Raw genomic sequence first — 21,316 nt, forward strand, 5'->3', positions numbered from 1 at the left:
TTTCGGTTTAAATTTTAGTAAATAAATTATTTTTAAAAGTTGAAGATTTCTTTTCGAAATTCAAATTTTATGGAAAACTTTTATATATTTGCTTAACCGGTTAAACTAATTGTTCTTTTGAAAAGTATTTCCCTTAAAGATATTGCTATTGCATTAAATCTGTCTAAGACAACGGTGTCTTATGTCATGAACGACAGAGGCGATGAAAAAAGAGTTAGTAAGGAAACACAAGATAGGATAAAACAGTATGCCCAAACGCACAGCTACAAACCCAATCAATTAGCCAGAAGCTTAAGTTTAGGAAAAAGTAACATGATAGGCTTAATCGTGCCTAACATCTCAGATAGCTTTTTTGCCCAAATAGCCAGACGCATTGAAAAAAAAGCAGAAAAACTGGGTTATAATGTGGTGTTTAGTAGTACAGGCGAGTCTCCAGAAAGAGAATCAAAAATCATACAGTCTATGCTAGATAGGCAGGTAGATGGTCTTATAATCGTGTCGAGTGAAAAAAACCACGACGATATTTTAAAATTAAAAGAAGGAAACTTTCCCTTTGTAATTGTGGGTAGAAAATACGCAGATATAGAGACTAATGTTGTAGCCTTAGAAGATAAGGATGGTGTGACTTCAGCCGTAGAACTACTTATAGATAACGGAAGAAAACACATTGGTTTTATAACCATTTCCTTAGAGCTAGATTCTATAAAAGACCGCCTAAAAGGTTATAAACAAGCACTTAAAAGTAAAGACATTACCTATAACACCAATGTTGTTAAACACGTAACTTACAATGATGTAGAAGCCAGTCTCAAAGAAGCGATGCTCGAATTGGTACATCAAGAAAAAGTTGATGGTATTGTATTTGCCACGCACTATTTAGCTGAAGAAGGGTTGCGCCTACTAAAACATAACAACATAAATGTCCCCGAAGAAGTAGCCATAGTAAGTTTTGGAAAAGATAGAGGTTTCGATTTGTTCGACCCTCCCCTAACATCGGTTGATTTCCCCATAATAGAAATGGGAGACACCGCTGTAGACTTATTATTAGATGCTATTGAAAACCAAGTGGTAACAACAAAAAATATAATAATGAAAACCAAACTGGACATTAAACAATCTTGTGGAAGCATTTAATTTTTATTTAAAAAATTGCTTAACCGGTTAACTAAACAATAAATAAAAACATCATGAAACTACTAAATTTTTTATGCGTTTTCACATTCCTGATAAGTGCGAGTTTAAATATTTCGGGGCAATCAAAATATTTAAATGGTTATGGTAAAGCAATTTCAGGGGTAAACTTTGCATACCCCTCCCCTCACTCCTATAACGACCCGTGCTATTTAACAAGAGCTACCAAAGATGTAGGTCCCATGGAATGGGAAAGCGTTGCCGTTCCACAATTATACAAAGGCAAAACAGTATCCTTTATTTGGGTCTATGGGATGGATGTTACACACAATCCTGAGGCATTTGATTTATCTATAAACGATAAAAAAGTTTTAACCTTTAAAAACCCCGTTACTACAGAGGAAAAGTCTAGAACCATTCATGGCGACAATGGTGTATCGCTCAACTTTATTCAATCCATGGTAGATTCCAATAGAGACGAAATGGGCTATGCAGTACTTACAATGCCTACATCAATGGTTACCCCAGGTGCTCCTGTAAAATTAAAAATTGGAGGTGTACCCAACAATAGTAACGCTTGGTATATGACGTTTAAAATATCTCCAAAAAATGACTTTAATGCGCACCAGTTAAAGGTTATTAAAAAGGAAGATGATAAGCTGTTTAGCGTCATTCGTTTTAGTTTGGTACATTTAGGAAAACCTATTAATGCTAAAGTATCGGTTGAAGGCAAATCAAAAAAAGTAAAACTAAACACGGGACTTAACGAAATAGATATTTTAGTACCAAAAATTGAAAGTCCTAAAACTGTAGAGGCTCAAATACAATATGGTAAGTTAACCGAACAAATTTCTGTAGCGTTACAAGCAATTAAAGAATGGACGGTTTACTTGGTACAGCATAGCCATACCGACATTGGCTACACCCGCCAACAATCCGAAATTTTAGCTGAACATCTGAGGTACATTGATGATGCTTTGGACTATTGCGATCAAACCGACCATTACCCAAAAGACGCACAATTTCGTTGGACCTGCGAAGTGGCATGGACGGTTAGAGAGTATATAAACAGCAGGCCCAAAGAACAAGTAGAACGTTTAATAAAACGTGTTAAAGAAGGCAGAATTGAGGTGACAGGCATGTTTTTAAACTACTCTGAAACCATTGATGAAACAGCCTTAGCCATTCAACTGCAGTCACTTAAAAAATTTAAGGCGCAAGGCATAGATGTTACAACAGCCATGCAAAACGACGTTAATGGTATTGGTTGGTGTATGCCCGATATGTATGAAAACACAGGAGTAAAATACCTTACAATGGGTGTTCACGCGCATCGTGCCAGATTACCATTTAGTAAGCCAACATCCTTTTGGTGGGAATCCCCATCTGGCAAAAGACTCTTAGCTTATAGAAGTGAGCATTACATGCACGGTAATGCTCTGGCCTTAGTATCTGGAGAAATGGATGTTTTTGGCAGTAATCTCTCCAAATATTTGGATGGACTCGAAAATAAAGACTACCCTTTTGATCGGGTAGCATTTCAATTTTCAGGGTATACTACCGATAATTCACCACCCTCTACCAAAGCCTGTGATATCATAAAAGAATGGAACGAAACCTACGAATGGCCAAAATTGAAATCGGCATTGGCCAGCGAATTCATGGTACACATTGAAGAAAATCATCCTGATGAAATAGAAACAAAGAAAGTAGCTTGGCCAGATTGGTGGACTGATGGGTTTGGCTCTGCTATGAAAGAAACCAAAGTGCTACGTAACAGCTATTCACAAATGTTGGCCACCATGGGCTTATTATCTATGGTACAAGCATCTGGAGGAGAAATTCCGGCACAACTGCACGACGAGATAAGAACCTGTTACGACAACCTGTTGCTTTATAGTGAACATACCTTTGGTGCTGCTGAAAGTATTGGAAATCCTTACGGTAAAAATACCATGGATCAATGGAGTCAGAAATCCTCTTATGTATGGTCGGCGAATCAACAAGCCAATCTATTAAGAGAGAAAGCTATAGGATTGGTACAACCTCACGTAAAAGTGCCTAAAGAACCATCAGTAACCGTGTTCAACACGCTGAATTGGTCAAGAACGGGTATTGCCGAAGTATTCATTGACTATGACATTTTGCCCCTAAACAAGAAAACGAGCATCGTTGATAGTAACGGGAATAAAATAGACGCTCAAATTCTTAGTCAGCGAGCCGAAGGAACCTATTGGGCGCTTTGGGTAAAAGATGTACCACCCATGGGATATGCTACCTATACGATCAAGGTTTCCGATGAAAATGCAAGTTACAGAGAAGAGAAATTACCTATTATCAATACCGTTGAAAACAAATTTTATAAAATCGAGATTGATGAGGCAGCGAAAGGTATCACCAGTATTTATGACAAATCTTTGAATAAAGAATTAATAGACACCAATAGTGCTCACAAATTGGGAAGTATGGTGTACGAAAGAATTCGTAACAGAAGAGATTTAGAGCGATTAACAGGTACGATAAGGGATACGGTTTTCAAACCTTTAAACGAAAAGCACTACACACTTTCAAGTTTCAAAATTGAAAAAATCACAGAGGGTGCTATCTGGAAATCTATTATATGTAAAGCCCAATTACCTGAATGTGCCGAAGAATCTGGGATAATCATTGAAATTCGATTACATCATCACAAAAAAGAAATTGAGTTTTTATACAACATGAAGAAACTGGATATCATAGAACCGGAGGGGCTATATGTGGCGTTTCCTTTTTCAAGTGAAAATGCACAATTGGTTTTTGAAGCACAAGGTGGTGCAGTACGCCCGGGTATAGACCAGTTGGCAGGCTCTGCCTCAGATTGGAATACCATTCAAAATTATGCTTCTGTAAAACTAGACGATTCACAAGTGGTTTTCTGTAGTGAAGACACGCCCTTGGTACAGTTTGGAGGCATCAATACGGGGCGTTATTATTATAAAAATCCTGTTATAAATAAAGGCCATATATACTCTTGGGTTCTTAATAATTATTGGGTAACCAATTTTAAAGCTAGTCAGTTTGGAGAATTGAACTGGAAATACCAAATAACCTCTTCTGCAGACACATCAAATACGTTTGCCACCAAATTTGGTTGGAATAATCGCGTGCCGTTCGTTACAAAAGCCAACAGCGGGAAAGAAAAATCGAAGAACAATCAGGCTTCAGAATCTCTGATTGACCTCAATTTGGTTGACAATTTACTATTAGTACATTCCCGCCCAACAGAAACTAACGATGGGGTTATTCTTCATTTAAGAGAAACAGAAGGTGATCATGCCATATTGGATATCAATAAAATCCTTCAAAATCCTGGTGTAAGTGAAGTGTATTTGGTAAACAGTTTAGGTGAAAAAATTGAAAAGTTAACCGCTCCGTTCTTAATCGAGCATTTTGAAACAAGATTTATTCTATTAAAAACAAAGTAAAAATGAGCCACAAGATTTTATTGATAGTCATTTTTTGCATAGTGCAATTCAGCTATGCTGGGCCATTAAACATCGCCAATAAAGCAAAAGTGTCTGCATCGGCTTCAATGAACAAATCATCCCATGATAATATAAATGACAATTTAATAGGGATTTATGGTATTGGTAACTGGTTGACCGATAAAAAAGACGCTTGGGTAAAACTTACTTGGGAAACTTCGCAATGGATAAACAAAGTTGTTATTTACAATTATCCTTCATTAGAAGAAAGCGTATTAAAAGGCACATTAAAGTTTAGCGATGGCACCACAATTACTGTCGAATTGCCCGAAGATGGCTCTGCAAAAGCAATTACATTTCCAGATAAAAACACCAAGTTTGTTCAATTTAAAATTGATGAGGCTTCTGGAGAAAAAGTTGGTCTTTCCGAAATCGAGGTATTCTCATCGCCAAAACAATACAAAGAACCCGTAGAGTGGGTTGACCCTTTTATTGAAACCAACAGAGGGCGCTTTTTCTTGTTCATAACCGGCCAACGCCCATACGGTATGGTTAGTGCTGCACCTATGACCAAAAATTGGAACAACGGCGGTGGTGGTTATGCCTACTTTTCAGATGAGATTTTAGGCTTTCCTCAAATTCATGCATGGACCCTTTCTGGTTTAAACCTCATGCCCACATTGGCTAGTGTTAATCCCACTCAAGGCGAAAAAGCTTGGAAATCGAAATTTAAACATGACGATGAAATAGCTCAACCAGGGTACCATAGAGTATACCTGCAAGACAGCAAAGTGTGGGTAGAACAAACGGCTACTGATAGGGTTAGTTTTTATAGATTTAAATGGACGGAAGATACCGAGGCTCAAATTTTGCTTTCACTAAGCGGATTATTAGGGAACAGCCGAATGACCAATGCTGATGTAAAGAAAATCAATACGCAAGAATATGAAGGCTCTATTAGTTCTGTAGACAGAGCATATAATGTTGGGCCCAAAGACGTAAAAATTTATTTTGTTGTTCAATTAGACAAACCTTGGAAAACATTAGAGGGTTGGGATGGCAAAGAGAGGTTTCAAGACATTAAAACCCTAAAAGGTAACCAGGCTGGTGTGTCTTCCATACATCATGTGAAAGCTGGAGAAGAAATACAAATGAAGATTGCTATCTCCTACACCAGCATAGAAAATGCAAGGAATAATTTGAATTCAGAATGTACCACTTGGGACTTCAACAAAGTAGCTGAAGACAGTAGAAATATATGGAACGAATGGCTACATAAAATTGATGTTGAAGGCGGTACAGTAGCACAGCGCATAAAATTCTACACCGATTTATGGCATGTATTATTAGGAAGGCATCGCATAAACGATGTTAATGGCGACTACCCTGATAGAACTACAGGCGAAAAAACCAATACAGGAAATTTAACAGATGGCTTTGTAACCGACGCTAATTTTCTTGTTAAAAATCCAGGGTTAGATTCAGAAGGTAAGGTTAAGCACAATATGTATAACTCAGATGCTTTTTGGTTAACACAATGGAATTTAAATGTGCTTTGGGGTTTAGCATGGCCAGAGATTCAAGATGATATGGCTTCATCAATGGTAGCCTACTCCAACAACGGTGGTTTGCTTCCTAGAGGGCCTTCAGGAGGAGGATATTCTTTTATTATGACGGGATGCCCAGCAACAAACCTTATAGTAAGTGCTTTTATGAAAGATATTTTAACAAAAACAGACCATGAAAATGCATTTCAACAAATAAAAAACAATCATTTCCCCGGGGGTATGATGGGAGGTGGAACATTCTTTGCAAACGACCTCGATTTTTATGACAAAAACGGCTGGTGGCCCAATAATGCGGGTATTACTATAGAAGCATCGTTTCAAGATTGGGGAGCATCCCAAATGGCCAAAAAGTTAGGAAAAACAGAAGACTACAATTACTTTTTTAAGCGTTCGCAATCCTGGAAAAAATGTTACAATCCAGAACAGAAATTATTATTCCCAATAGACTCTAAAGGAAAGTTTGTACATGAAGACCCGTTAAAAGGATGGGGCTACGTAGAAGCCAATGCGTGGCAAGCCACATGGGGCGTTTCGCATGATATACCCGCTTTATCAGCGCTTATGGGAGGCGATAACGAACTTACAAAAAAGCTAAACTACGCCTTTGAGCAGGAAGAAGAAAACAGTTTTGTACACAGCTATGGCTCAGGACATATAAGCTATGCCAACCAACCAGGATGTTCGAATGCACACGTGTTTAGCTATGCCAATGCACCTTGGTTAACCCAATACTGGGTGCGTAAGGTCAATGAAAAAGCCTACGGGGGTATCACACCCGATTTAGGTTGGGGCGGACACGATGAAGACCAAGGACAAATGGGTGGCGTTAGCGCTTTGATGTCTATTGGTCTATTCAATATCGTTGGTACGGAATCGCAGAAACCCTACTACGAAATTACAGCTCCAGTTTTCGATGAAGTTAAAATAACACTAGATAATAATTACTACAAGGGTAAAGAGTTCATTATAAAAACATATAATAATTCTAGCGAAAATTTCTATATCCAAAAGGCTAAATTAAATGGTAAAAAGCTAGATAACTACTGGTTTTATCACGAAGACTTTGCCAAAGGAGGCACTTTAGAAATATGGTTAAGTGATAAACCAAACAAAAAGTGGGGACTTAAAACACCACCTCCTGTAAATAATTAAAAACTAAACAATATGCTTAAAGGGAACTCATTAATCAAAAAATCAAAACTTTATACTGCTTTACTGTGTCTCATTTTCTTAGGATTAGAATCGTGTACCAAAAATAACAATGAACAAGTATTTAATGCCATTCAATATGTCAATCCAAATATAGGAACCGCCCACAGCCGATGGTTCTTTTACACACCAGCTTCCCTACCCTTTGGTATGGCAAAATTAGCACCTACAACCGATGGGCATTATGGTAACGTGCATGGTTTTGAAGCGGTGGGATATGATGAAAGACACACATCTATAGAAGGGTTTGCTAACCTACACGAATTTCAAATTGGAGGCATTAAGTTAATGCCAACAACAGGAAAACTAATTACTGTACCAGGAAAACTGGAAGAAGTTGAGAAGGGCTACCGCTCCAACTTTGACCGGGAAGATGAAGTAGCGAAGCCAGGATACTATAAGGTAAAACTTAAAGATTACGATGTTACTGCCGAATTAACCGCAACACAACGTGTGGGCTTTCATCGGTACATTTTTCCAGAATCTTCACAATCAAATATACTCTTCGACATAGGAAATGAATTGGGCGAGAGCGGTAATATAAAAGATGCCTTTGTAGAGTTTGACGGGTTTCAATATGTAAAAGGCTACGTTATTACGACACCTAAGTACGTAAATAAATATCAAAAAGGTGCCGAAGTACCATTGTATTTTATCGCTCAAATCAATAAAAGCCCTGAAACTTTCGGAGTTTTTAATGGGGATAAAATTCAAAATAACAAAACCAAAACCACAGGCCTTGGAGCAGGTTTATATTTAACGTTTAATACAGAACAAAACGAAGCTATTGATGTAAAAGTTGGTTTATCGTATACTTCTATCGAAAATGCAAAGTTAAATTTAGAAGCAGAAGCTAAGGATTTAGAATTTGAAGATGCTTTAGCTTCGGCTGAAACAATATGGAACAATGAGTTAAGTAAAATAAAGGTAGAAGGCGATAATGAAACCAATAAAATAAAATTTTACACAGCTTTATACCACGTACTACTCGGAAGAGGTATAGCCAATGATGTGAATGGTGCCTATCCTAAAAACGATGGTACCATTGGCCAGATACCCTTAGATAAAGATGGAAATCCGGAGTTTAGTTTCTACAATACCGATGCTATATGGGGAGGCTACTGGAACTTAACCCAATTATGGACCTTGGTTTGGCCTGAATACCTAAATGATTTTATACAAACACATTTGCAAGTATATAAAGATGCAGGATGGCTAGGAGATGGCCTTGCTAACAGCCGTTATGTATCAGGTGTTGGAACCAACTTTGTTGGTTTGGTCATTGCTGGTGCATATAATTCGGGGATTAAAGACTATGATATAGAATTAGCATATGAAGCTGTTTTAAAGGATAATCTTGAATATAATAACAGGGCACGAGGTGCAGGAAAAATTGATATAAAACCATTCATAACCAAAGGTTATATTCCTTTAGAGATGGGTAGAGAAGATTCCATTGCTTCAGAGTATTCGGTATCTCGATCTTTAGAGTACTGCCTTAGCTCATACGCTGCCGCGCAAATGGCAAAATCTTTGAGCAAAAATGAGGACTATGAAAAGCTTATGGCTTTGTCAGAAAATTGGAGAAATCTTTTTGATGAGGAGTTGGGCGTTGTTCGCCCAAAGGATTTAGAAGGAAAGTTTGTTGATAATTTTGATCCAACTCAGCCATGGAGAGGTTTTCAAGAGGGAAATGCCAATTCCTACACCTTTTATGTTCCGCATAATCCTGAAGGGTTAATTGAAAAGCTAGGAAGAGACGAGTTTAACGAACGTTTAAATCAGGTTTTTGAAGCGGCTCAAAAAAATGCCTTCTGTGGAGGATCCGAAAATATTGATGCCTTTTCAGGTTTGAGCTTTGCCTACAATCATGGTAATCAACCTTGTTTACATATGCCTTGGTTATTCAACTACTCAGAAAAACCCTGGTTAACACAAAAATGGACAAGAACCATTTGTGATGAATTTTATGGAACAGATGGTATTCATGGTTATGGCTATGGTCAGGATGAAGACCAAGGGCAGCTAAGTGGATGGTATGTAATGGCGGCATTAGGCTTATTCGATGTACAGGGACTTTCTGAACAGGATGCCGCTTTTCAGTTAGGTAGTCCAGTATTTAATCATATAGAAATCGAATTAGGTAATGGAAATAAACTATCAATTGAAGCACCCAATAATTCAGGTAAAAACATTTACGTTCAAAATGCAACGTTCAATAATGAGAATGTAACCAACAGTTGGATATATCGAGATACTATTATAAAAGGTGGACATTTAAAACTTGATATGGACTCTATTCCCAATAAAGATTGGGGAGTTAGTAAAAAAAATCCTTCAATAAATTAATCAATTAACAAAACCTTACAATGAAAAACATAGCCATTGGAGTAGATATTGGAGGAAGCCATATAAGCTGTATGGGATTCAATCTAGAAACTAAGAAGTTATTGCCAGAAAGTTTTGTTGAAAACTCCATAGACAACCATGCTATGCCAGATGCGATAATAAGTACATGGGGCCATGTTATTAAACAATCTATTAATAAAATTGGTATTAATCGTGTTAGCGGTATTGGTTTTGCCATGCCTGGCCCTTTTGATTATGCCAACGGAATTTCACTCTTCAGTGGGCAAAACGGCAAGTACGAGCATACTTATGGTATAGATGTAAAAAACATGTTAACTGATTTTTTAAATTTAAAAGAACCACTAAAAATAAGATTTATTAATGATGCTAGCGCTTTTGCGCTTGGCGAAGCCAAATTTGGAAGTGCTAAAACCAATAATTCTATTTTATCCATAACATTGGGCACTGGATTTGGTTCTGCTTTTATAAAAAATGGAGTGCCCGTTGTTAATGGCAATGAAGTACCAAAAGGTGGATGCCTATGGCATTTACCTTTTGAAAATGCCACAGCAGACGATTACTTTTCTACACGCGGTTTAATTGAGAGATTCGAACAAAAAACAGGACATAAATGTAAGGGCGTAAAAGACATCGTAGACCTATGTGGAACTAATAGTGATGCAAAACAGCTACTTGAGGACTTTGGCGAAAAAATGGCCAGCTTTCTTCATCCATGGGTAAGAAAATCGAAGGTAGAAACTGTCGTATTTGGAGGTAATATTTCCAGAGCTTATCAATTTTTTGGAAAATCACTTAAAAGCTATTTAAATAGTGTAGATCTCCCGGTAAACATTATCGTATCTCAGCTAAAAGAAAAATCGGCATTTATGGGAAGCGCTGTCTTAATTGATGATAAACTTTATGAAAGCATTTTTCCTGTTTTACAGAAAATGTAATTATTAAATATGGCATTAACCCCTAGTAATATAAATTCAATAACATATGAGATATTTAAAATTAATTGCATTATGCCTTTTGGTTGGATGTAAATCGGGTAAAGAAAACACCATTTTAAAGGAACACATAATATCTAACGAGTACTTTACTTTTACTAAACAAAAAGCTCTAGAAGTCGTGAAAACTGGTTTTAATGCTGGAGATGGTTATGGCGAGGTATGGATACGTGATTATAATACATTTATTGAACTTTCTGCTGAAGTATATCCAAAGGAAACTTTAAAGGAAAACCTACGCGTGTTTTTCCGATTGCAAGGAGATGATGGAAATATTTTAGATGGCTTTATACCAAAAGAAAAAGCAGTACATACCGAGGGTGGTTATACTTATTATGAAACCGATTTAGAGCCCACATATACAGGTCATAAAAATACAGTAGAAACAGACCATGAGTCGTCACTGGTACAGTCGGTTTATAAATATGTTACTAAAACAGGAGATAGCGGTTTTCTAAACGAAAAAGTAGGAGACAAAACCATTGCTGAACGTATGGAATGGTCTATGGAGTTTCTTTTAAATCATCGTTGGAGTAAAGAGCACGGATTAATTTGGGGAGCTACTACAGCAGATTGGGGTGATGTGCAACACTGCCACAATTGGGGAGTGTATCTTACGGAATGCACCAAATATTCTGTGGATATTTATGACAATGCGATGATGTTAATTGCCCTAGACAACATGATAGAACTTGTACCAGAAACCAAATTAAAATGGAAACCCATTCGTAACGATATCGCGAAAAACACCATGAAATACCTCTGGGATGAAGAAAATAAAAAGTTTATTCCACATGTTTATCTCAATGGATCACCATTTCCTGATGATTTTAACGAAAATGAAATTTTCTACCATGGAGGCACTGCCGTTGCCATAGAAGCTGGGTTATTATCCAAAAGACAGATTAAGGTTTCATTAGAGAAGATGATTGAAAACGTTAAAGCATCTGGAGCAGGATCTATTGGTTTAACCATGTATCCTCCATATCCTAAAGGTATGTTTGAAAGTCCAGGTATGGTACCTTACGGTTATCAAAATGGTGGCGACTGGACTTGGTTTGGTGGACGTATGATACAGCAGTTAATTAAACACGGATTTATTGAAGAAGCCTACGAACACATACAACCCATGGTAAAACGTGTTAAAGACAACAACGGTTTTTACGAGTGGTATACCGTAGAGAATAAGCCCACAGGTTCTGGAACTTTTCGTGGTTCGGCTGGTGTTCTATACAAAGCCATACAGCTATTAGAAAATTATGCAAACACTAAAAATGAATAAAAGCGCTATGAGCCATTCAACACTAAGAAAATCAGACCAATACTTACTACCTCAGAAAAAGGAAGAATCGCCTGTTGGGATGTACGACTTATATCCTTCAATAAGCTTAGAGTCGGGGAAAATTGCATCAGGTATAAACACTTTGGTAGATGAGCTGGACAACCAAAAAACAATTATCATTGATGGTTATATTGGTGTGTTTTACGATAAGATTAAAACGCAAATAACTGAAGCATTTAAAAGCAAAGGAAAAGATGTGGCTTGGTTTAATACCGATACTGCCCTAAAGTCCGAAACCGAAATTGATAGCTTAATAAAACCTTTTCTTGGAGGAGACGACCCAATTTTTGGTAAACGTACAACACTACAGCTAGAAGACTTTTTTATTAAGGAAAAACTAGCCCAATTTAAACCCAATACCAATGCCGATGTAAACATCATTATAGGTGTAGGAGCCCGTTTAGCGGGATGGGAAGGTACCTTGGTATATATAGATTTACCAAAAAACGAGCTTCAATTTAGAGCGCGGGCTAAAAGTATATTAAACCTTGGAGCTTCTAAACCAGATGCGATTAAACCCATGTATAAGCGCTACTATTTTGTAGATTGGATAGTACTAAACCAACACAAAAAAGAGCTATTACCCCAAATAGATTATTTTGTAGATGAACAACGTATAGACCACATTACTTGGATGAAAGGAAGCGATGTTAGGGATGGATTAAAAACGATGTCTCAAAACATGTTTAGAGTGCGTCCTTGGTTTGAACCAGGAGCATGGGGAGGGCAATGGATTATCGACAAAATTGATGGCTTAAACAAAGAGGTTATTAATTACGCTTGGTCTTTTGAATTAATAGTTCCTGAAAACGGGTTGTTGTTTGAAAGCGATGGCCATTTGCTCGAACTATCGTTCGACTGCTTGATGTTTCAAGAACGCGATGCCGTCATGGGGAAACACGCCGAGCAGTATGGTTATGAATTTCCTATTCGCTTCGATTTTCTCGATACCTTTGATGGTGGCAACTTGTCCATTCAATGTCATCCGCATTTAGATTATATGAAGACGCATTTTGGAGAACCCATTACCCAAGAAGAGACCTATTATATTCTAGATGCTGGGAAAGACGCAAAATGCTATCTTGGTTTTCAGGATGATATAAACCCTGAAGCTTTTGAAGCTGATTTAAAGTATAGCTTTGAAAACAAAAAGGAGATAGATATCACCAAACATGTTCAAGTTCATGATTCTAAAAAGCATGATTTATTTTTAATTCCACCGGGTACGATTCACGGTTCTGGCATTGATAACCTTGTGCTGGAAATTAGTGCAACCCCTTATATATTTACATTTAAAATGTACGATTGGTTGCGTGTAGATTTAGATGGAAAACCACGACCTATTAATATAGAACGCGGTATGGAAAACTTATCCTTTGAACGTAAAGGAGATTACGTAAAAGAGAAATTAATTTCGCATCCGTATGTATTAGAACAAGGAGACGATTGGATATTGTACCACTTACCAACCCACGAACAACATTCGTACGATGTGCATCGTTTTCATTTAAAAACAAATATAGAGGTTAAAACTAATAACCTTTGCCATGTATTATCTTTAGTAGAAGGCAAAAGCATTATAGTTGAAACTGAAAATGGTATGCGCCAACGTTTTAATTACGCTGAAACCTTTGTAATTCCGGCAAATGCAGGTTCGTACAAGATTATTAATGAATTAGATACTGAAATTATGGTTGTAAAAGCTTTTATGAAATAATAAACGAATTATCTTTAAAAAAAATTAACAATCATCCTTAACTAAGGATACGTTTAAAATTTTTCATTAGAATGACTAAAAAAGTATTAAGAACTAAATTAACTCTACTAGTTTTAGCACTACAAACTGCAACAAGCCTTGTGTACGGACAAGAAATTGAAAGACAACATATGGCTAAATTATCTTTCTTAATTGGAAATTGGACTGGAAACTCATATTCGTTTGCAAAAAATGACACCACAAAAGTTAAAGTAAGTGAAAGTGCAAATTATATTTTAGACGGCAATGCTATTACTTTGGATGTTAATTCTTCAAGTGTGCAACTTCATACGGTAATAACCTATAGCGTGAATGATAGTTGTTATTATTACCAGCCTACAAGTAAAACTGAAAGTTATAAAAAATCAAAAGGATATTTTATAGATGGTAAATTTCTAGTTTACTTTAATCCTAAAAATCGACTTAATTTTGAAAAGACTAAATCTGGTGAATTCCACGAATATGGAGAGACATTAAAAAATGGAATTTGGGAAAAATACTTTGAAGATATTTTAGAACCGGCACCCTCAAACTATTCATTTGCTCCAAAAAAAGAAAAAATTACTAAAGAGTACATAGATCCCATTAAAGCATTGACCAATGTTGTATCTGTAGAACATGAAAACTTCAAAAACATATATATAGCAGGTCAAGTAGGTACAGGAAAGACGAAAGAAGAACAACTTGAAACAGCCTATAAAGCTATTGAAAAAAGGTTATCACAGGCTGGAGCCTCCTTTTCAGACTTAGTGGAAATGAAAATTTATATAGTCGATTATGACCCAGAGAAAGACCTAGATATGTTTTTTAGGGTTAGAGAAAAACTCTATGGTGAAAGAAAGATGCCTCCAAATGTGTTTATTGGGATTTCATCACTTTATAGTAAAGAAAAATTAATTGAGTTATCAGGAACAGCGGTACTTATTAAATAATATTAACTTATTTCTATGACACTAAAACTGAAAAATAAAAAAATAGGGATTAAGGAGTTTATTCATTTAATTGTTAGCATTCTATCTCTGAACCTTGCTTTTGGTCAAAATCCCGAAGAAAGTAAATTTAAAAAACAGAACATAGGCGGTGGCGCAGAATGGAATTATTCGGAAGCGGTTAAGATATCAGACTTCTCTGAATTATTATTTATTAGCGGTCAAGTTCCTATAACCAATCAGGGAAAAGTTCCAAGTAATATTAAAGATCAATGCACCGTTGCATGGTCTAACGTTGAAGCCCAATTAAAAGAGGCTGACATGACCTTGGATAATCTCGTTAAAGTCACTTTTTTTGTTTCTGACAGGAAATATTTGCGCGAAGTTGGTCAACTTAGAGAACAGAACCTTTTAAATATAAAACCAGCGTTAACCATTGTGATTACAGGTATATACAATGAAAACTGGCTACTAGAAATTGAAGCTATAGCTGCTAAATAAATAGTAAAATCATTTACTATCCTAACATAAAAACCCATAATGCTAATTCATTATGGGTTTTTTGAATGATTTTAAAAATATTATGAAATGCTCTAGTCTTTAGTAAATTAAAAAGTACTAATTGTCAACTTTTAGTTTGTAATTATCGGGGGATCTATAGGTGTTTTACTTTTTACCACCACATAAGTAGAGATAGCATAAAAAGCACCTGTCTGACCTGAAAGTGTTCCTCCATCAGAAGTCCAGTCCTCAAAATCATATTCAAAATTGAATGTTACGTTAGAATTTGACCTATCAAACTTATCAATTCTAACGGGAACTGCCATTCCTGGGCACCACCCTGCCCTATCTGGGGCCCAATTACCACGTTGCGGATTTATTTTATTACTACCACAACCTATCGGCTTCAATTCGTGGGTAAATTTGGGGTCATTATCAATTTTAATTTGATGGGTTCTAAAGCACCATTCTGCACACCCCCTACCATCATTATCGGCCGGCGTTGCATGGCCCCAACCACTAATTAAAGTTCGTAAATGCGTACTAAAGGCATTACTGGGTATGGCTATGGTTTTCGTTAAATCAAAACCAGCGGTACTACTTCCATAAGGCACTCCAGCCAATGACAAACCATTGTAGGCTATAACCTCTGAGACCGCATAATATGGGTAATCTGGCACACCTTCTTCAAAATCGAAATCAACAGACAAATTCCAACCGTCATCACCCCATGTTTCGATGAAGGCACGTAATTCTATTTGACCTTGCAACATCGTCTTAAAATCGGTAACATCTATTTCAATTCCACGTGTTAGTTGAGATGTATCAACACCATAGGGTGTAATGTATCTACCCAACTCAAACCATTTTTTTGTTTTTTTGTCCTTAACGCTAATATTAGCATACACATCCCAAATATTACATCCAACACTGGGGCAATCCAACTGTATAAACATTTTTACAGACTTAACGTTGGTATTATCCTCATTTAACGTAAAGGTTGCAATTTTACTTTGGCTAAGGCCTGCACCAAATGCTATTCTAGTTTGACTAAAGGTTTTGTAGTTTAATGTTTTAAAATTCTGAGGTGGATTATTCTCTTCGGAATCATTACTCTCATTTCCTGAATCAGTACCACTACTGCAATAACTAAAGCCCAAAAAAAACATAAGGCAAAATGATAACCTTATTACTGTTATTGAAAATATCTTCTTCATAATTTATTTTTATAATCTATTTATACTCATTGTCATAACTCGAAAACACCTTTCTACCGTACCAAGCAATATAAGTAAAGCACAACAACGGTAATATAAAGGAGATATTTACTTCTGGCACCGATAGAATGCTTACATCAGCAACACCATTTCCTCCTATATCAATAATTTCACCCTGTAACTTTGGCATTAAAGCACCGCCTACAATAGCCATGACCAAACCTGCAGACCCCACTTTGGATTGTTCTTCGGTTAAATCACGTAAGGCTATACCATAAATTGTTGGAAACATTAAAGACATACAAAATGATACTCCTACCAAACTATATAAACCAAACACACCTTTAATAAAAATAGTTCCAATTACAAATAACATAGCCAATAGTGCGAAGTACATTAACAATTTACCTGAACTCACAAACTTTAAAAGGTAAGTACCAACAGCTCTACCTATTGTAAAAATTATAAATGCCCCCATTTGGTAATAGCCAGCCGTTACGCTATCCATATGGATAGCTTCGGCATATTGATAAATGTAAGTCCAGCACATAATTTGCGCACCAACATATAGCACTTGAGCCAAAACACCGAGTGTATATTTTCTATTTTTAAAAAGTACCGCAAAGGTTTCGGAGATATTTGGCATCCCGCCTTCTTCTTTTGATTGTGGCATTTTGTTTACCAAAAACAAGACAAAAACACCCAGAATTACCAAACCAAGAATAACATAAGGGTCTCTTATAACTAATAAATCAGAGGTTTTTATTAAGGTTTTAGAAACTTCATCTAAGGCGCTAAAATCTGAGACATCATCAGATTGTAAATTTTTTAAAACAAACTGTTGAGCCACAAATAAACCAGCAATAAGTCCAACAGGGTTAAACGCCTGCGCTAAATTTAAACGTTGTGTCGCTGTTTCTTTTGAACCCATCGCCAAGGCATAGGGGTTTGCTGCTGTTTCTAAAAAGGCCAAACCAAAGGTTAAAATGTAAAGTCCCAAGCAGAAAAACCAAAACTGCTCTGTTACTGCTGCAGGGTAGAATAAAAGTGCCCCCGCTGCATAAAGCCCTAGTCCAATCAAAATACCTATTTTATAGGAGTACTTTCTCATAAACATAGCAGCAGGTAAAGCCATACAAAAATAACCTCCATAGAATGCCATCTGTACCCAAGCTGCTTGTGAGTTTGATAATTCCAACACCTTTTTAAAGGCCTGAACCATGGGATCTGTTACGGCATTGGCGAACCCCCATAGAGCAAACAAGGAGGTTACCAAAATAAAAGGAATCAACATTTCCTTTGAAACTATTACATTTTGTTTCTTTTGCATATCTATAATTAATTACTAATTTAAAAAAAGAAGAACCCTTAAGGGTTCTTCTCTCTCTAAAACTAAACTAACTCAAAATAATTATTAATTATTCCAAACTATACCGCGCATTTCACCACTGTAGTCTCCGGTTTCATCACTGAATTGAAGTCCTTTAACTCTATCTAATGGGAAATATATTTGTAGATTTGGTTCCGAACCAGTAATATCAGCATTCAATTGCCCAACAGATCGTGCCTCGTCCCAAATTCTAAAATCTTTAATGGAGCCATTCATTTTTGCTCCCCAAGAATTACCTAGCCAGGTTTCACCCCATCCAGAAACATCTGGAACACCTATATCTGTTGATTGACCAACCATTTCTCCATCTACATATATTGAAGTTGTTCTGGCAGTATCATCATGAACAATAGCTACGTGTTGCCATACTTGTGATCTTACTGATAATGCAGGAGCCTCTGGACCGATCCAACCACTTATGTGCGTAAAATTCCACAATCCACCTGATGCGAGTATTTCTTCCTCTGTAGGGTTTGTGTAACCAAATACTCTCAATCCGTAACTTCCGTTACCAAAAATCTCACCAGAACCACCCATTTGTAATGTTTTTAGTTTCAAATCAAACTCTACAGTATAATCACCTTGAGGTGTGTAATTTGGAGTTATTCTAAATCCTATAGAGCTAGGATTATCTCTATCAACATATACTCCATCTGCAGGCCCTACTAAGTTTGCATTTATTAAATCTATAGCATCTCCTATCGCATCGGCAGTATCATCTAAGGCAGTTTGTCTTGTTTCATTTTGTAAAACATCATTCGCATTGGCAAGCAAACTATCAATATAATCTAGGGTACCAACAGGATAATCACCATCCATATCGCCTTCAGTTACTGTAGCTCTAAAATCTGTTAATTCTTGAACAGCTACATTTAAATTTGTATAGTCTAAAACGATAATTGGAGGTTCTGCAACCCATTCAAACGTGCCTTTTAAAGTTGCTGTAGAATTCCCAACCACATCAGAAAAACTATTCCCTAAATTTGAACTTAATGGGAAATAAACTACTAATCCAGACTCAGTTCCATCTATTGTTGCTCCAATATTAGATTGAATGGTACTCTGATCGAACACCGAATTCCAAACCTTAAACTCTCTAAACAATACGTTACAAGAACGGTCTGTGAAGGTTGGGCTATTACCTAACAACCAAGGTACGTCGGTCATTTCTGGAACACCTGCTAAAGTAGCCACTAACTGGCCATTAATATATAACTTTTGTTCAGAACCAGAATTGGTAAAAGCGACGTTCATCCACTCGCCTGACTTTAGAGTTCCTGCAGGAGATCTTGGAGACGTTGGCCAACCATCAGTGGTACCAGCTACTAACTCAATTTCTCCTGTACCAAAATAACGCGCCGCCATACCTCTTGAAGGCTCATCTTCTGTACTTAACAAGTTATTTGAAAAACCTGCCTGATTTAAATCAACGATGTAAATCTCCATTTCTAAAGTTGAAGGTTGATATATGGCCTGTTTGACATTTTCTGAAAGTTCTATTGAAGAACCATTACCATGTTGAATCCAAGGGAATGCCTCTGATACCACACTAACTAAAAACTTATCAATGGCCGCATTTAATTTAATAACGGCATCATCGATGTCTGCTTGAGATTTTGAACTTTCAATACGTTTATAAATCCAGTTTACAACATCTTGAAGTGCATCTTTGGATCCAGGTTGATAATCACCTGCATTTATACCTTCAACACCCGTAGCTATTAAGTTCTCAGCCTCCGTTATCCTAGACTGCAACTGGGCTATATCAAAAGACTGTGTAGGCGCATCGTCATCGCCACATGATATGGTAAAAAACACCATAACCAAGGGAATTAAAACCCCTATTTTCTTTAAATTATTAATTATCTTCATCATACTTTTTTTAGAAATTACTATTCATTAAACCATTAGACTTTGTCTTAGTATCGGCTGTATCCCACCATACTCTTATATCCATTCTATCTGAATCTATAGTATTTTGACCTGCTGGCATGAATTCCTGCTCTAGTTCATGGGCATTGTTAGAATATCTAATGCGTTTTACCCAAGTTCCTGGAGCCACAGAAGCTGCACTACTTACACCATCTATTGGTAACGTGATATCAGGATAATCTGTTCTTCTAAAATCTGCCCAAGCCTCTTTTCCATTAGGGAAATTAGCAATGTATTTCTGTGTTATCAGGTGCTTTAGCTTTTCTTCATTGGAGCCTGACAATGCCGGAAGTTCATTAATGTAAGCAGTAGCATCTGCTGGGTCTACACCCACAAACTCCATAGAGGCTCTTACACCTTCTAACATGAGTGCATCGGCATCACCAGAAGCCCACCCTCTCAAAGCAGCTTCTGCCTGTAAGAATAGCACCTCAGTATACATCATTACAGGTTGAAAGTGATTAAAAGTTACTCCATCTCCCGCAAAGCCAATATAATTTGTATCGGCATTCATAGTAGCAAAATCATTAGAACCTACGGGTAAAATATTATAACCATTGGCAACACCTTCTAAACGCTCATTATCAACTAATGGAGAACTGCTCTTATAAGCAAACCAAATTCTGGCTCGGGGATCTTCCATAGACGTTTCTGAGTACATAAAATCTAAAAATGTTTTAGAACATCTAATGTTATCCCAAGAAATAGCCATATTCCTTAAATAATCATAAAATGCTCTATCATCATCCCATGCGGGAATATGTGCTACATCGTCATTACTTTGCATAACCCCTGCATTGATAGCTGCTGCTGCTTCTGCTTGCGCTTTTCCAGGATCTACATTAGAAATACGCATCGCCATACGTAACTTGAGGGAATTCCCAAAACGCTTCCATTTTTCTAAGTCCCAACCATAAATTATATCTGGGCTTATTATTTGACCAGGTTCTTGCTCTAGGGTGAATTGACTAGTGTCATTCACATCTATAGTATTCACCGCCGCTGTGATCCTATCAAACAAATCATAATAAATTTCTTGTTGAGAGTTATAAGGTACGCTTTCACCTAAACCTGCTCCAAAATAAGGAATATCACCGTAGTAATCTGTCATTCTCAGCCACTCAGAAGCTTCCCATATCTCTAAAACCTGCATCAAATTACTATAAACAGGATCTTCACCATATAGTCTTTGTAAGGTTCTAATATCTGCTAACCCTACCGTATACCATTCACGCCATTTATTACCAACCCAACCATCAACATACTCGTAACGTCCTGATTCAAAACCAGAAATGGTATTGGCCCAGTACTGAGAATACAGATCGGCGTACAGATTCACGTTCCTTTGATAATTGTAAATAGGGCCTTGTGCGATAACCATAAATAACTCTCCTGGTTTTGGAGTTGTGATAGCATCTTTGCGTGTATTTAGTTCCTCAAAATCCTCGGTACAACTAACTATAGCTAGGAGTACACCTAATATTAATAAAATTGATTTTTTCATATTATTCTTTT

At 36.8% G+C, this 21,316-nt stretch carries 13 protein-coding genes; 9 read left to right on the forward strand and 4 right to left on the reverse strand.

What is annotated here, in order from left to right:
* Positions 1-117: 117 nt before the first annotated feature.
* From DFQ02_RS10970 to DFQ02_RS11010, 9 genes are all read left to right on the forward strand, one after another.
* Positions 118-1,134, forward strand: a complete 1,017-nt coding sequence (locus tag DFQ02_RS10970; protein WP_116524483.1) for a LacI family DNA-binding transcriptional regulator — start codon at positions 118-120, stop codon at positions 1,132-1,134.
* Positions 1,135-1,187: 53 nt separating this feature from the next.
* On the forward strand, positions 1,188-4,595 hold the full coding sequence (locus tag DFQ02_RS10975) for a glycoside hydrolase family 38 N-terminal domain-containing protein (protein WP_116524484.1): 3,408 nt from the start codon (positions 1,188-1,190) through the stop codon (positions 4,593-4,595).
* A gap of 2 nt (positions 4,596-4,597) precedes the next feature.
* Positions 4,598-7,315 (forward strand): GH92 family glycosyl hydrolase, encoded by a 2,718-nt coding sequence (locus DFQ02_RS10980; RefSeq protein WP_116524485.1) that lies wholly within the window; start codon positions 4,598-4,600, stop codon positions 7,313-7,315.
* A gap of 12 nt (positions 7,316-7,327) precedes the next feature.
* A complete protein-coding gene (locus DFQ02_RS10985) occupies positions 7,328-9,721 on the forward strand; it encodes a GH92 family glycosyl hydrolase (protein ID WP_116524486.1) in 2,394 nt (797 codons plus the stop codon).
* Positions 9,722-9,741: 20 nt separating this feature from the next.
* Positions 9,742-10,677 (forward strand): ROK family protein, encoded by a 936-nt coding sequence (locus DFQ02_RS10990; RefSeq protein WP_116524487.1) that lies wholly within the window; start codon positions 9,742-9,744, stop codon positions 10,675-10,677.
* Positions 10,678-10,723: 46 nt separating this feature from the next.
* On the forward strand, positions 10,724-12,016 hold the full coding sequence (locus tag DFQ02_RS10995) for a glucosidase family protein (protein WP_116524488.1): 1,293 nt from the start codon (positions 10,724-10,726) through the stop codon (positions 12,014-12,016).
* The gene (locus DFQ02_RS11000; RefSeq protein ID WP_245940253.1) at positions 11,994-13,793 is read left to right on the forward strand and encodes a class I mannose-6-phosphate isomerase; all 1,800 of its coding nucleotides are present in this window, start codon (positions 11,994-11,996) and stop codon (positions 13,791-13,793) included. The genes DFQ02_RS10995 and DFQ02_RS11000 overlap by 23 nt, the downstream gene beginning before the upstream one ends.
* Before the next feature lie 71 nt (positions 13,794-13,864).
* Positions 13,865-14,764: a RidA family protein gene (locus DFQ02_RS11005; RefSeq protein WP_116524489.1), complete on the forward strand. Its 900-nt coding sequence runs from the start codon at positions 13,865-13,867 to the stop codon at positions 14,762-14,764.
* A 15-nt stretch (positions 14,765-14,779) separates the two neighbouring features.
* The gene (locus tag DFQ02_RS11010) at positions 14,780-15,262 is read left to right on the forward strand and encodes a RidA family protein (protein WP_116524490.1); all 483 of its coding nucleotides are present in this window, start codon (positions 14,780-14,782) and stop codon (positions 15,260-15,262) included.
* Positions 15,263-15,393: 131 nt separating this feature from the next.
* Here DFQ02_RS11010 and DFQ02_RS11015 read toward each other — a convergent pair whose 3' ends face one another.
* The 4 genes from DFQ02_RS11015 to DFQ02_RS11030 form a co-directional block, all read right to left on the reverse strand.
* Positions 15,394-16,479, reverse strand: coding sequence for a peptide-N-glycosidase F-related protein (locus DFQ02_RS11015; RefSeq protein WP_116524491.1), 1,086 nt, complete (start codon positions 16,477-16,479; stop codon positions 15,394-15,396).
* A 16-nt stretch (positions 16,480-16,495) separates the two neighbouring features.
* On the reverse strand, positions 16,496-17,809 hold the full coding sequence (fucP, locus tag DFQ02_RS11020) for an L-fucose:H+ symporter permease (protein ID WP_116524492.1): 1,314 nt from the start codon (positions 17,807-17,809) through the stop codon (positions 16,496-16,498).
* 84 nt (positions 17,810-17,893) lie between these two features.
* Positions 17,894-19,744 (reverse strand): LamG domain-containing protein, encoded by a 1,851-nt coding sequence (locus tag DFQ02_RS11025; protein WP_116524493.1) that lies wholly within the window; start codon positions 19,742-19,744, stop codon positions 17,894-17,896.
* Positions 19,745-19,751: 7 nt separating this feature from the next.
* Positions 19,752-21,305: a SusD/RagB family nutrient-binding outer membrane lipoprotein gene (locus DFQ02_RS11030; RefSeq protein WP_116524494.1), complete on the reverse strand. Its 1,554-nt coding sequence runs from the start codon at positions 21,303-21,305 to the stop codon at positions 19,752-19,754.
* Positions 21,306-21,316 lie beyond the last annotated feature (11 nt).

The organism is Seonamhaeicola aphaedonensis (assembly GCF_003386195.1).
GTDB classification, from domain to species: Bacteria; Bacteroidota; Bacteroidia; order Flavobacteriales; family Flavobacteriaceae; genus Seonamhaeicola; species Seonamhaeicola aphaedonensis.

Bases quoted from the DNA above. Each gene is read 5' to 3' on its own strand.
- DFQ02_RS10975 (WP_116524484.1), top strand. From the start codon at position 1,188: ATGAAACTACTAAATTTTTTATGCGTTTTCACATTCCTGATAAGTGCG.
- fucP (WP_116524492.1), bottom strand. From the start codon at position 17,809: ATGCAAAAGAAACAAAATGTAATAGTTTCAAAGGAAATGTTGATTCCT.
- DFQ02_RS11010 (WP_116524490.1), top strand. From the start codon at position 14,780: ATGACACTAAAACTGAAAAATAAAAAAATAGGGATTAAGGAGTTTATT.
- DFQ02_RS10995 (WP_116524488.1), top strand. From the start codon at position 10,724: ATGAGATATTTAAAATTAATTGCATTATGCCTTTTGGTTGGATGTAAA.
- DFQ02_RS11025 (WP_116524493.1), bottom strand. From the start codon at position 19,744: ATGATGAAGATAATTAATAATTTAAAGAAAATAGGGGTTTTAATTCCC.
- DFQ02_RS11030 (WP_116524494.1), bottom strand. From the start codon at position 21,305: ATGAAAAAATCAATTTTATTAATATTAGGTGTACTCCTAGCTATAGTT.
- DFQ02_RS10990 (WP_116524487.1), top strand. From the start codon at position 9,742: ATGAAAAACATAGCCATTGGAGTAGATATTGGAGGAAGCCATATAAGC.
- DFQ02_RS11000 (WP_245940253.1), top strand. From the start codon at position 11,994: ATGCAAACACTAAAAATGAATAAAAGCGCTATGAGCCATTCAACACTA.
- DFQ02_RS11005 (WP_116524489.1), top strand. From the start codon at position 13,865: ATGACTAAAAAAGTATTAAGAACTAAATTAACTCTACTAGTTTTAGCA.
- DFQ02_RS10980 (WP_116524485.1), top strand. From the start codon at position 4,598: ATGAGCCACAAGATTTTATTGATAGTCATTTTTTGCATAGTGCAATTC.
- DFQ02_RS11015 (WP_116524491.1), bottom strand. From the start codon at position 16,479: ATGAAGAAGATATTTTCAATAACAGTAATAAGGTTATCATTTTGCCTT.
- DFQ02_RS10985 (WP_116524486.1), top strand. From the start codon at position 7,328: ATGCTTAAAGGGAACTCATTAATCAAAAAATCAAAACTTTATACTGCT.